At 58.1% G+C, this 14,042-nt stretch carries 8 protein-coding genes; 1 reads left to right on the top strand and 7 read right to left on the bottom strand.

Annotation, left to right across the window (positions count from 1 at the left end):
* The 4 genes from ACR0KS_RS15850 to rpsL all read right to left on the bottom strand — a co-directional run.
* Positions 1–91, bottom strand: a 91-nt coding sequence (locus tag ACR0KS_RS15850) for a GTP-binding protein (protein ID WP_215675807.1), incomplete at its 3' end; no start/stop codon positions are given.
* A gap of 60 nt (positions 92–151) precedes the next feature.
* Positions 152–2,269, bottom strand: coding sequence for an elongation factor G (gene fusA, locus ACR0KS_RS15845; RefSeq protein WP_170385928.1), 2,118 nt, complete (start codon positions 2,267–2,269; stop codon positions 152–154).
* Between the two features lie 18 nt (positions 2,270–2,287).
* Positions 2,288–2,758, bottom strand: coding sequence for a 30S ribosomal protein S7 (gene rpsG, locus ACR0KS_RS15840; protein WP_010441203.1), 471 nt, complete (start codon positions 2,756–2,758; stop codon positions 2,288–2,290).
* A 15-nt stretch (positions 2,759–2,773) separates the two neighbouring features.
* Entirely contained in the window at positions 2,774–3,145 is a 372-nt protein-coding gene (rpsL, locus tag ACR0KS_RS15835; RefSeq protein WP_005621086.1) for a 30S ribosomal protein S12, read from the bottom strand.
* Between the two features lie 398 nt (positions 3,146–3,543).
* Here rpsL and ACR0KS_RS15830 point away from each other — a divergent pair, with 398 nt between their 5' ends.
* On the top strand, positions 3,544–4,350 hold the full coding sequence (locus tag ACR0KS_RS15830) for a putative rhamnosyl transferase (RefSeq protein WP_170567101.1): 807 nt from the start codon (positions 3,544–3,546) through the stop codon (positions 4,348–4,350).
* Here ACR0KS_RS15830 and ACR0KS_RS15825 read toward each other — a convergent pair.
* The 3 genes from ACR0KS_RS15825 to rpoB form a co-directional block, all read right to left on the bottom strand.
* A complete protein-coding gene (locus ACR0KS_RS15825; protein ID WP_170567103.1) occupies positions 4,292–5,179 on the bottom strand; it encodes a DMT family transporter in 888 nt (295 codons plus the stop codon). The genes ACR0KS_RS15830 and ACR0KS_RS15825 overlap by 59 nt on opposite strands.
* A 189-nt stretch (positions 5,180–5,368) precedes the next feature.
* The gene (gene rpoC, locus ACR0KS_RS15820) at positions 5,369–9,610 is read right to left on the bottom strand and encodes a DNA-directed RNA polymerase subunit beta' (RefSeq protein ID WP_170567105.1); all 4,242 of its coding nucleotides are present in this window, start codon (positions 9,608–9,610) and stop codon (positions 5,369–5,371) included.
* Positions 9,611–9,660: 50 nt separating this feature from the next.
* Positions 9,661–13,797: a DNA-directed RNA polymerase subunit beta gene (rpoB, locus tag ACR0KS_RS15815; RefSeq protein ID WP_170567107.1), complete on the bottom strand. Its 4,137-nt coding sequence runs from the start codon at positions 13,795–13,797 to the stop codon at positions 9,661–9,663.
* Positions 13,798–14,042: the final 245 nt, after the last annotated feature.

Here is a 14,042-nt window from a genome sequence, read left to right as displayed (position 1 = left end):
CTGCGGTCAGCGTCGTCTTACCATGGTCAACGTGGCCAATCGTGCCGATGTTGACGTGCGGTTTTGTACGCTCAAACTTTTCCTTTGCCATGATGGCCTCCTTTTTCGGTAATGAAGGGAGCCCGTGGACCGGGCTCCCTCAAATCTTCGCTTATGCGTATTTCGCCTGAATCTCGTCCGAGATGTTCTGCGGAACCGGATCGTAGTGGTCGAACTGCATGGTGAACTGGGCACGGCCCGACGACATCGAACGCAGAGTGTTGATGTAGCCGAACATGTTCGCCAGCGGAACGAACGCGTCGATCGCGATCGCGTTGCCGCGCGGTTCCTGACCAGACACCTGGCCACGACGCGAGGTCAGATCGCCGATGATACCGCCGGTGTACTCTTCCGGGGTGATCACTTCGACCTTCATGATCGGTTCCAGCAGCTTCGCGCCAGCTTTGCGCATGCCTTCGCGCATACACATACGGGCCGCGATTTCAAACGCCAGAACGCTCGAGTCAACGTCGTGGAACTTACCGTCCAGCAGGGCAACCTTGAAGTCGATCACGGGGAAGCCAGCCAGAGGGCCGCTGTCCATAACCGACTGGATGCCTTTTTCGACACCCGGGATGTATTCCTTTGGAACGGCACCACCGACGATGCGGCTTTCAAACGAGTAACCTTCGCCCGGTTCTGTCGGAGTGATCTCGAGTTTAACCTCACCGAACTGACCCGAACCACCCGACTGTTTCTTGTGGGTGTAGGTGTGCTCGACCGGCATCGAGATGGTTTCGCGATAGGCCACCTGCGGTGCACCAATGTTCGCTTCAACCTTGAACTCGCGCTTCAGACGGTCAACCAGGATGTCCAAGTGAAGTTCGCCCATGCCCTTCATGATGGTCTGACCCGATTCCAAGTCGGTTTCCACGCGGAAGGACGGGTCTTCGGCGGCCAGACGGGCCAGACCCTGAGACATCTTCTCTTGGTCGCCCTTGGTTTTGGGCTCAACCGCGATCTCGATCACCGGATCAGGGAAGGTCATGGTTTCCAGAACCACCGGATCCTTCGCATCACACAGGGTGTCACCGGTGGTGGTGTCTTTCAGACCCGCCAGCGCGATGATGTCGCCTGCAAACGCTTCTTCGATCTCTTCCCGGTTGTTCGAGTGCATCATCATCATACGACCGATGCGCTCTTTCTTACCTTTGGTCGAGTTCAGGATCGAGTCACCCTTGTTCATGGTGCCCGAGTAGATCCGAGTGAAGGTCAGCGAGCCAACAAAGGGGTCGTTCATGATTTTAAACGCCAGACCCGAGAAGGCCATCTCGTCGTCTGCACGACGGGCGATGTCACGAACTTCTTCCTCGTCGCCGGGTTTGAAGCCCATGTAATCAACGACGTCCAGCGGGCTGGGCAGATAGTCGATCACAGCGTTGAGCAGCGGCTGAACACCTTTGTTCTTGAACGCAGAACCACCCAGAACCGGAACAAACGCGATTTCCAGAGTACCTTTGCGCAGCAGGGCGCGCAGGGTCGGAACGTCGGGCTCATTGCCTTCCAGGTATTCCATCATCGCGTCGTCGTCCATTTCGACGGCCGCTTCGATCATCTTACCGCGCCATTCGTCAGCCATGTCTTTCAGGCTGTCGCGGATCGGAGCTTTGATCCAGCTTGCGCCCAGATCTTCGCCCTGCCACAGCCACTCTTCCATGGTGACCAGGTCGATCAGACCTTCTAGCTCGGTCTCTGCGCCGATCGGAATACCAACCGGAACAGCGCGTGCGCCGGTGCGGTCTTCGATCATGTTGACGCAGTTGAAGAAGTCAGCGCCGATCTTGTCCATCTTGTTGACGAAAACCATACGCGGAACTTTGTAGCGGTCAGCCTGACGCCACACGGTTTCGGTCTGGGGCTCAACACCGGCGTTTGCGTCCAGAACGCAGACAGCACCGTCGAGAACCGCCAGCGAGCGTTCAACTTCGATGGTGAAGTCAACGTGGCCGGGGGTGTCGATGATGTTCAGGCGGTGCTTTGGGGTTTCGGCGGTCTTACCGTCTTCGGTGCGTTCCCAGAAGGTGGTGGTCGCAGCCGAGGTGATGGTGATGCCGCGTTCCTGCTCCTGCTCCATCCAGTCCATGGTGGCTGCACCATCGTGCACCTCACCGATGTTGTGGGATTTACCAGTGTAATACAGGATACGCTCCGAGCAGGTGGTCTTACCTGCGTCGATGTGCGCCATGATACCGAAGTTACGGTATAGTTCGAGCGGATATTCGCGTGCCATTTTGGATAAGCCTCTGGATTACCAACGGTAGTGGCTGAAGGCTTTGTTCGCCTCGGCCATCTTGTGGGTGTCTTCGCGCTTCTTCACGGCAGTACCGCGGGACTGTACAGCGTCCAGCAGTTCACCGGCGAGGCGTTCTTCCATGGTGTTTTCGTTGCGGCCGCGCGCAGCGGTGATCAGCCAGCGGATGGCCAGAGCTTCGCGGCGCTCGGGGCGGACTTCGACCGGAACCTGATAGGTTGCACCACCAACCCGGCGCGAGCGAACCTCGACCGACGGTTTGATGTTGTCGAGCGCTTCGTGGAACACTTCGACAGGAGCGCGCTTTACCTTGTTCTCAACGCGGTCAAAGGCGTTGTAGACGATGCGCTCTGCGACCGACTTCTTGCCGTCGATCATCAGGTTGTTCATGAATTTGGTCAGAACCTTGTCGCCAAATTTGGCGTCAGGCAGGACTTCGCGTTTTTCGGCGGCGTGACGACGTGACATATCAGCCTCTCCTTCTTACTTGGGACGCTTCGCGCCGTATTTGGAACGACGTTGCTTACGATCTTTGACGCCCTGAGTATCCAGAACACCGCGCAGGATGTGGTAACGCACACCGGGAAGGTCTTTCACACGGCCGCCACGGATCAGAACAACCGAGTGTTCCTGAAGGTTGTGGCTTTCACCGGGGATGTACGAGATGACCTCGAACCCGTTGGTCAGGCGCACTTTGGCAACCTTACGCATAGCCGAGTTCGGCTTTTTCGGTGTGGTGGTATACACACGGGTGCAGACGCCGCGTTTCTGCGGACACTGCTCCAGGTGCATGGACTTCGAGCGTTTTACTTTGGGCTGCCGCGGTTTGCGGATCAGCTGTTGAATAGTTGGCATTCCGGTTTCTTCCCCGTTTTGCAACACACATGACATGCACGCGCATTGCGTGCGGTTAAACTTTGCTGCGCTCATGCGTCCACAAGCGCAAAACCCGCGAGCGTTCCCATTCCGAGGTGAACGTCGCGGTTGGTTATCAGAGGACGCGAACTGCAAAATTGTCCGGGTCTTGACCAGTCCATTACTGAGATCGGTTTTGGGGCGGCCCCCGGTACCGAGATGACGCGCGTAATAGGGGGAGTCGGCCCAAGTGTCAACAGCACACCTGACATGACACCGGTCCGGCCGGTTTGCATTGATTTATCCCGTTTCGCCGGATGCTTCCAGCACAACTGCCGTTGCAGGCAACCGGTCGTGTCGGCATAGTCCGCAGCAACGCTCTGCCTTACGGATGAAACATGCAAGTCATCGGCCTGTGCCGCTTTTCCTATCCCGCATATGGTGGCTTTCAGATCGAACATGACTCGATCGAGGAACGCCGGGCCTATCTTTATAACCCGAATCGTCTGGAAGAGCGGTTCCGCCTGTTCGAGACGACCACCCTGCCCTGTTTCAAGGAACAGACCGACGAGGATTTTCAACTTCTGGTCGTGATTGGTGAATGCCTGCCGAAACCAGCCCTGGACCGGCTTCATGACCTGACAGCGGGCGTGAAACAGATCAGGATCATCGCACGGGAACCCCTGCGACAACGCCGCGTTATGAAAGAGGTTCTGAACGCCGCACGCCAAAACCCCCACGCGCCTTGTCTGCAATTTCGTCATGACGACGACGACGCCGTTTCCGTTGATTTCATAGAACGGCTGCGCATTGCCTCAGAAGACGGCAAAGGTTTGATCGAAAAGAACAAAACCGTCGCCATAGACTACAACAACGGCTTTCTTGCGCGTTTCGGCCCCGATGGAATACTGGCCGCTCAGAAATTCCAACCGCTGTTGGGCGTGGGGTTGGGTATGTATGTCCGCGGCGGGTGCGACCTGACGATCATGAACTTCGCCCATCACAGGATCGGGAACTTCATGCCGGTGATCAGCTATCCTGACGCGCCAATGTGGGTTCGGACCCTGAATCAGTTCAACGATTCCCCACATGCGCGCCACAACCAGGCAGAGCTTTCCCCCCTCACGCCGGAACTTGAGGGCGAATTCATCGCGCGTTTTGCGATCGAGCAGGACGCTGTCCGGCGCGTTCACGGAACAAGGTGAACAATCCGGTTCCGACCACCAGCACGGCACCCAGCATTGTGATCGCGTCCGGCCAGTCACCGAACACGGCCCAACCCAAACCCAAAGCCCAGATCAGGCTTGAATAACGGAAGGGCGCGATAAACCCGACCTCGCCTTCGCGCATGACCATGACGCTGAACAGGTACCCCATCAAAACAAAAACAGCCGCCGAAGCAATCAATATGCCCGCATCGGCTGGTACAGGCTGCCAGCCCTTTACCAGCGTCACGAAACTTGCCGATACCGTAATGGTCAGGGTCGTCGCCAAGGTGACGACCAGCGAGGGGACATGGCTGGACATACGCCGCGTGATCAGGTCCCTAACAGTAACCGCTGCTACGGCAATCAGGGCATATATTGAATAGACGCTGAATCCGTCCGGCCCGGGACGCACGATTAGCAGCATCCCGGCAAATCCCATCATGATCGCCACTATTCTGCGCCAACCGATATGCTCGCGGAAAAACAGGGCCGCCCCCAGTGTCACGGTCAGCGGCAAGGCTTGCAAAACAGCCGTCACATTGGCCAGTGGCATGTGCAATAGCGCCGTCAAAAAGAAGAATGTCGCCGAAAGCTCGGCAAGGCACCGCGCGGCGACAAGCCATTTGTCATGACGCGGGAAATTCAGGTGAAGCGCACCAAAATGGCGAACCAGAATAAACACAAGGACAGTCGCCAACGCCCCGCGCATCGCCACCATCTGAAACAGAGGCACTTCCGCCCCCGCGACCTTGACCAACGTATCGTTGATAGTAAAGGCAGCCATGCTACCCATCATCAACAACGCACCTTTGACATTGGGCGTCATTCTTTTCCGGTCCCTTGCGGTTGAACGTGCGGCGCTTGTCCGCCCTTTGATGATTACCCAAGCAGAGCGTAAAACGCGATAGCCTGACGCAATCCTCCAACCGGCAGGTATGACGCGGGACGAGAGGTCCGCGCGCAAAAGAAAAGGCCCCGCGAAACGCAGGGCCTGATCTTCATTTCTGAACTTCGCTTACTCGCGGCTTTCCGGTGTCTCCACCATCACGTCCAGCTCGTCACCGACCATGTCGTCGTCAATGACCGGAGCAGCAAGGGCAGCGGCGGCTTCGGCCTCTTCCCGACGGGCTTCGATCACCACGTTGTCACGCGATTGCGCAACCTGACGCACGGCCTGAGTCGCACCGCCGGTACCGGCAGGGATCAGACGGCCGACGATGACGTTCTCTTTCAGGCCAACCAGCTTGTCCTTCTTGCCCTGAACCGAAGCCTCGGTCAGAACGCGGGTGGTTTCCTGGAACGACGCCGCCGAGATGAACGAACGCGTCTGAAGCGAGGCCTTGGTGATCCCCAGAAGGATCGGCTCGCCCTGTGCCGGACGACCACCGCGCGCGATGGTCTTCTCGTTGGCCGCGTCGAACTCTTGCTTGTCGACATGCTCGCCTTTCAGCAGGGTGGTGTCGCCTGAATCCAGAATCTCCCACTTCTGCAGCATCTGGCGCACGATGACCTCGATGTGCTTGTCGTTGATCTTCACGCCCTGCAGACGATACACGTCCTGCACCTCGTCGATCATGTAGTCCGCCAGCGCCTCGACACCCATGATGGACAGGATGTCATGCGGAGCCGGGTTACCGTCCATCAGGTATTCACCCTTCTGGATGAAGTCCCCTTCGGCCACCGGGATGTGCTTGCCCTTGGGTACCATGTACTCGATGGTCTCCATGGACTCATCAGCCGGTTCGATGCTGATGCGGCGCTTGTTCTTGTAGTCGCGGCCAAAGCGCACGTAACCATCTGCTTCTGCGATGATCGCGTGATCTTTCGGACGACGAGCTTCAAACAGTTCAGCCACACGCGGCAGACCACCGGTGATGTCCTTGGTCTTGGCGCCTTCGCGCGGGATACGCGCGACAACGTCACCGGCTTCGACAGTCTGGCCATCTTCAACCGACAGGATCGCATCCACCGACATCGGATAGTGAACCGGGTTACCCGCATCGTTGCGGACCGGCTCGCCATCTTCGCCGACCAGAATGATCTCGGGCTTGAGGTCGCTGCCTTTGGGGGCAGCGCGCCAGTCGACCACGATTTTCTGGGTCATACCGGTTGCTTCGTCGGTCTCGTCACGAACGGCAAGGCCCGAAACAAGGTCAACGTATTTCGCGGTACCGGCTTTCTCGGCGATGATCGGCAGGGTGTAGGGATCCCACTCGAACAGCTTGTCGCCACGCGCCACAGACGCGCCATCCTTAACGAACAACTTCGAGCCGTAGCCCAGCTTGAAGCTGGCACGCTCTTCGCCGTGTTCGTCGTTGATCACCAGCTTCATGTTCCGGCCCATGACCAGGCTTTCGCCTGCGGCATTGACCAGAATTTGCGGGTTCTCGAACGCAACAACACCGTCTTGGTTGGCTTCCTGGAACGACTGCTGACCACCTTGAGCAACACCACCGATGTGGAAGGTCCGCATCGTAAGCTGCGTACCGGGTTCACCGATGGACTGGGCGGCGATGATGCCGACAGCTTCACCCGTGTTCACCATGGTGCCGCGTGCAAGGTCACGACCGTAGCAGGTTGCACAAACGCCTTCCTCGGATTCACAGGTCAGAGGCGAACGGATGCGCATCGAGGCAACACCAGCTTCGTCAATAGTGTCGGCCATACGTTCGTCGATCAGCTGACCTGCGGCCACGATCACCTCATCCGTGCCCGGACGCAGAACATCATCAGCGGCCACACGGCCAAGCACACGTTCGGCCAGCGAAGCAACAACCTCACCGTCGTTTACAGCGGCTTCGGCGGTGATCGCACGCTCGGTGCCACAGTCGATCTCACGAACGATGCAGTCCTGCGCCACGTCCACCAGACGACGGGTCAGATAACCCGAGTTCGCCGTCTTCAGAGCGGTATCCGACAGACCCTTACGGGCACCGTGGGTCGAGTTGAAGTACTCGAGAACGGTCAGACCTTCTTTAAAGTTCGAGATGATCGGCGTCTCGATGATGTCACCGTTCGGCTTGGCCATCAGGCCGCGCATACCGCCCAGCTGTTTCATCTGAGTGACCGAGCCACGCGCACCGGAGTGGGCCATCATATAGACCGAGTTCGGCTCCATGTCCGACCCGTCTTCGGCCTTGGCGACGTCTGAGATGGTGCTCATCATCGCGTCAGTTACGCGGTCGTTACACTTCGACCAGGCATCGACAACTTTGTTGTACTTTTCACCCTGAGTAATCAGGCCGTCCATGTACTGCTGTTCAAAGTCCTTCACCTGATCGCGGGTGTCATCGACGATGCCCCACTTATCAGTCGGGATGACCATGTCGTCCTTACCGAACGAGATGCCCGCCTTGAACGCTTCTTTGAAGCCCATCGACATGATCTGGTCACAGAAGATGACCGACTCTTTCTGACCGCAGTAACGGTAGACGGTGTCGATGACCTGCTGCACTTCTTTCTTCCGCAGCAGACGGTTGACCAGCTCGAACGGAGCTTTGTTGTTCATCGGCAGCAGAGCACCCAGACGCAGACGGCCCGGAGTGGTTTCATAGCGCTTTTGAACTTCGTTGCCTTCCTCGTCGATCTGCGTGATCCGAGCGGTGATCTTGGTGTGCAGATGCACCTCGCCGGAATCCAGCGCGTGCTGAACTTCGTCGATCGAACCGAACACCTTGCCTTCGCCCGGCATGCCTTCGCGCTCGAGGGTCACATAGTAGAGACCCAGGATCATATCCTGCGAAGGAACGATGATCGGCGCGCCGTTTGCAGGCGACAGAACGTTGTTCGTCGACATCATCAGAACACGGGCTTCCAGCTGGGCCTCAAGGCTCAGCGGGACGTGAACGGCCATCTGGTCACCGTCGAAGTCGGCGTTAAAGGCCGAACAGACCAGCGGGTGCAGCTGGATGGCTTTACCTTCGATCAGGACCGGCTCGAACGCCTGAATGCCAAGACGGTGCAGCGTCGGCGCACGGTTCAGCATCACGGGGTGTTCGCGGATCACCTCGTCGAGGATATCCCACACTTCGGGACGCTCTTTCTCGACCAGTTTCTTCGCCTGTTTCACGGTCGAAGACAGACCCTTGGCTTCAAGGCGCGAGTAGATGAACGGCTTGAACAGTTCCAGCGCCATCTTCTTGGGCAAACCACACTGGTGCAGCTTGAGTTCCGGGCCGGTCACAATGACCGAACGGCCCGAGAAGTCGACGCGCTTACCCAGAAGGTTCTGACGGAAGCGACCCTGCTTACCCTTCAGCATGTCCGACAGCGATTTCAGCGGACGCTTGTTGGCGCCGGTGATCACGCGGCCACGACGGCCGTTGTCGAACAGAGCATCCACGGACTCCTGCAGCATCCGCTTTTCGTTGCGGACGATGATGTCAGGCGCGCGCAGCTCGATCAGACGCTTCAGACGGTTGTTCCGGTTGATGACGCGGCGATACAGATCGTTCAGATCCGAGGTCGCAAAGCGGCCACCATCCAGCGGAACCAGCGGACGCAGTTCCGGCGGAATGACCGGGATCACGGTCATCACCATCCATTCAGGCCGGTTGCCCGACTCGAGGAAGGATTCAACAACCTTCAGACGCTTGATGATCTTCTTGGGCTTCAGCTCGCCGGTTGCTTCGGCCAGATCAGCACGCAGCTGCTCGGCTTCGGCTTCCAGATCGATCTGGGCCAACATCTCACGGATGGCTTCGGCACCGATATTCGCGGTGAACGCGTCCATGCCATAGGCATCCTGCGCATCCATATACTCTTCTTCTGTCAGCATCTGGCCGTAGGTCAGGTCAGTCAGACCGGGCTCGATGACGACGTAGTTTTCAAAGTACAGAACGCGTTCCAGATCGCGCAGCGTCATGTCCAGCATCAGACCGATGCGGGACGGCAGCGACTTCAGGAACCAGATATGCGCAACGGGCGCGGCCAGTTCGATGTGGCCCATGCGCTCGCGGCGGACTTTTTGCAGGGTGACTTCCACACCGCATTTCTCGCAGACAACGCCGCGATACTTCATCCGCTTATATTTACCGCACAGACATTCGTAATCTTTGATCGGGCCAAAGATACGCGCACAGAACAGACCGTCACGTTCAGGCTTGAACGTCCGGTAGTTGATGGTTTCGGGTTTCTTGATCTCGCCATAGGACCAAGACAGGATCCGCTCGGGCGACGCCAGCGAGACCTTGATCTCGTCGAAAACCTTCGGGGGCGTCAGCGGGTTGAACGGGTTGTTGGTGATTTCCTGGTTCATTTGTTACCTCAAATCTTGCGGAAGGGGGGACGGGAGAAAGGGCAGCGCCCTTACTCCTCAACCTCCGCATCCAGGAGTTCCATATTCAGGCCGAGGCCACGGACTTCTTTAACCAGAACGTTGAACGATTCCGGTACGCCCGCTTCAAAGTTATCCTCGCCCTTGACGATCGACTCATAGACCTTGGTCCGGCCGGCGACGTCATCCGATTTCACGGTCAGCATCTCCTGCAGGGTGTAGGCGGCGCCGTAAGCTTCCAGAGCCCAGACTTCCATCTCACCAAAGCGCTGACCACCGAACTGCGCCTTACCACCCAGCGGCTGCTGGGTCACCAGGCTGTACGGCCCGGTCGAACGCGCGTGGATTTTGTCGTCCACAAGGTGGTGCAGTTTCAGCAGGTACTTGATGCCCACGGTCACGGGACGCGCAAATTGCTCACCGGTGCGACCGTCGAACAGAACCGACTGACCGCTTTCCGAGAAGCCCGCACGCACCAGCGCGTCGTTGACGTCTGCTTCCTTGGCACCGTCGAAGACCGGGGTTGCGATCGGAACACCGCGGGTCACGTTGCCCGCAGCCTCGATCAGGCCATCCTCGTCCAGACCGGTGATGCCTTCTTCGTAGACATCATCGCCATAGGCCAGCTTCATCGCTTCGCGCACCGGGGTCAGGTCGCCAGAGCGGCGGTACTCACCCAGAGCGTCGTCGATGTTCAGACCCAGACCGCGCGCGGCCCAACCCATGTGGGTTTCAAGGATCTGACCAACGTTCATACGCGAAGGCACGCCCAGCGGGTTCAGACAGAAGTCAACCGGAGTACCATCGGCCAGGAACGGCATGTCTTCCATCGGAACAACCTTGGAGATCACACCTTTGTTCCCGTGACGACCGGCCATCTTGTCGCCCGGCTGCAGCTTACGCTTCACGGCGATGAAGACTTTGACCATCTTCATCACACCCGGCGGCAGGTCGTCGCCACGGCGGACTTTCTCGACCTTGTCCTCAAAACGGGCGTCCAGAGCACGCTTTTGCACTTCGTACTGCTCGTTCAGAGCCTCAACGATCTGTGCGTCCTGCTCGCCTTCCAGCGCCAGCTGCCACCACTGACCACGGGTCAGGGTTTCCAGCAGATCCTCGGTGATCACTGACCCTGCCTTGACGCCTTTCGGGCCTTTAACAGCGGTTTTACCCAGGATCATGCCTTGCAGACGCGCATAGATGTTGCGGTCAAGGATCGCCAGCTCGTCGTCCCGGTCACGGGCCAGACGTTCGACTTCCTCACGCTCGATCTGCAGCGCACGCTCGTCTTTCTCGACGCCGTGACGGTTGAAGACGCGGACCTCAACGACCGTACCGTAGTCGCCCGGCTTCACGCGCAGCGAGGTGTCGCGCACGTCAGATGCTTTTTCACCAAAGATGGCGCGCAGCAGCTTTTCTTCCGGGGTCATCGGGCTTTCGCCCTTCGGAGTGATCTTGCCGACCAGAATATCGCCCGGCTCAACATCCGCACCGATGTAAACGATGCCCGCCTCGTCGAGGTTGCGCAGCGCTTCTTCACCGACGTTCGGGATGTCGCGGGTGATTTCTTCCGGGCCCAGCTTGGTGTCACGGGCGGCGACTTCAAATTCCTCGATATGGACCGAGGTAAAGACGTCGTCACGCGCGATACGTTCCGAGATCAGGATCGAGTCTTCGTAGTTGTAACCGTTCCACGGCATGAACGCGACGACCACGTTCTTACCAAGGGCCAGTTCACCCATATCGGTCGACGGACCATCGGCAATGACTTCGCCCTTCTGGACGGTGTCACCCACCTTGATCAGCGGACGCTGGTTGATACAGGTGTTCTGGTTCGACCGCTGGAATTTGCGCAGACGATAGATGTCAACGCCAGCGTCGCCCAGTTCCAGATCTTCGGTGGCGCGGATAACGATACGCTGGGCATCGACCTGGTCGATGATACCGGCGCGTTTCGCCTGAATCGCAGCGCCCGAGTCGATCGCAACCTTTTCCTCGATCCCGGTACCGACCAGCGGCGCTTCGGCGCGCAGCAGCGGAACCGCCTGACGTTGCATGTTCGAGCCCATCAGAGCGCGGTTGGCGTCGTCATTTTCAAGGAACGGGATCAGCGATGCAGCGACCGAGACCAGCTGTTTCGGCGACACGTCAATCAGATCCACATTCTCGCGCGGGGCGAGGGTGTAATCACCGGCCTGACGGGTCGACACCAGATCGTTGATGAACTTGCCATCCGCATCCAGTGTCGCGTTCGCCTGCGCCACGGTGTGACGCATTTCCTCGGTCGCGGACATGTAGTGAACCTCATCGGTCACCTCGGCATCTTTGACGACGCGGTAAGGTGTTTCGATGAAGCCATACTTGTTCACGCGGGCAAAAGTAGCCAGCGAGTTGATCAGACCGATGTTCGGACCTTCCGGCGTTTCAATCGGGCACATCCGACCATAGTGGGTCGGGTGTACGTCGCGCACCTCAAAGCCCGCACGCTCGCGTGTCAGACCACCGGGGCCAAGCGCCGAGAGGCGGCGTTTATGGGTGACTTCCGACAGCGGGTTGGTCTGGTCCATGAACTGCGACAGCTGCGACGAGCCAAAGAATTCACGAACAGCAGCCGCAGCCGGTTTCGCGTTGATCAGATCCTGAGGCATGACGGTGTCAATCTCGACCGACGACATACGCTCTTTGATCGCGCGTTCCATGCGCAGCAGGCCAACGCGGTATTGGTTTTCCATCAGTTCGCCGACCGAGCGCACACGACGGTTGCCGAGGTGGTCGATATCGTCCACGTCGCCTTTGCCGTCACGCAGTTCAACCAGCGCCTTGATGCAGGCCACGATGTCTTCGCGACGCAGGGTGCGCAGGGTGTCCGGCGCGTCCAGTGCCAGACGCATGTTCATCTTAACGCGACCAACGGCGGACAGGTCATAACGCTCACTGTCGAAGAACAGGGTGTCGAACAGGGCCGACGCAGCTTCGACGGTGGGCGGCTCCCCCGGACGCATGACGCGATAGATGTCCATCAGCGCGCTTTCACGGTTCAGGTTCTTGTCCTGAGCCATGGTGTTGCGCATGTAGGGGCCGACATTGACGTTGTCGATGTCCAGAACCGGGATGTCGGTGATGCCCGCATCGATCAGTTCCTTGACGGTGCCGCCGATCAACTCTCCGTCTTTGTCGTATTCAAGGGTCAGCTCATCACCGGCCTCGACATAGATCGCGCCGTTTTCTTCATTGATGATGTCCTTGGCGACAAACTTGCCAACGATGTGATCGAACGGAACCAGCAGGTCAGTGACCACACCTTCTTCGATCAATTTCTTGACCGCGCGCGGAGTGACTTTCTTGCCCGCTTCGGCAATCACTTCACCGGATTTTGCATCGACCAGATCATAGGTCGGGCGGGTGCCGCGCACACGCTCGGGGAAGAACGGGGTGACCCAGCCCTTCTTCTTGTCCAGCTTGTAGGACACGGTGTTGTAATACGCGTCCATGATCGCTTCTTGATCCAGACCCAACGCATACAGCAGCGTGGTCACCGGCAATTTGCGGCGACGGTCGATCCGGGCGAACACGATGTCCTTGGCGTCGAACTCAAAGTCCAGCCAGCTGCCGCGATACGGGATGATGCGGCAGGCAAACAGCAGCTTGCCCGACGAGTGGGTCTTGCCCTTGTCGTGGTCAAAGAACACACCGGGCGAACGATGCATCTGGGACACGATCACACGCTCGGTGCCGTTCACGATGAACGTTCCGTTCGGCGTCATCAGGGGCATATCGCCCATGAACACGTCCTGTTCCTTGATGTCCTTGACCGAACGTGCGCCGGTGTCCTCATCGACATCAAAAACGATCAGACGCAGAGTGACCTTCAGCGGCGCGCTATAGGTCATATCGCGCTGCATGCACTCTTCAACGTCGTATTTCGGCTTTTCCAGATCGTATTTCACGAACTCCAGAACGGAGGTTTCGTTGAAATCCTTGATCGGGAAAACCGACTGGAACACACCTTTGATGCCTTCGCCATCGGTTGGCTGCTCTGCATCGCCGGAGCGGAGAAAAAGATCATAAGAAGATTTTTGCACCTCAATGAGGTTCGGCATTTCCAAAACTTCACGGATTTTGCCGTAATATTTACGAAGACGTTTCTGGCCAAGGAACGTTTGAGCCATGTCAGATGTCACCTTTCGATGTTCTCAGCGGGCAAAGACACCGTCGGGCCCCGGCATCTTGCACATTCGAGACGACACGTCCGGATCAATTCATGGCCACCGTCCCGAAGGCAGCCTCCCGATCCAAGAACCGCGTCTTAGAAAACACCCCAATTCATGAGGTCCTTTCTAAGACAGGTTCGGCTGGACCCGGATTTCTCCGGGCCCAGCCAAATTTCCGACGCATCAGCGATGCGCCATTGGAC

The sequence above is a fragment of the Ruegeria sp. BC7 genome (genome assembly GCF_056539165.1).
The sequence above is the reverse complement of the archived record's forward strand: the minus strand, read 5'-3'. Positions and strand labels throughout refer to the sequence as shown.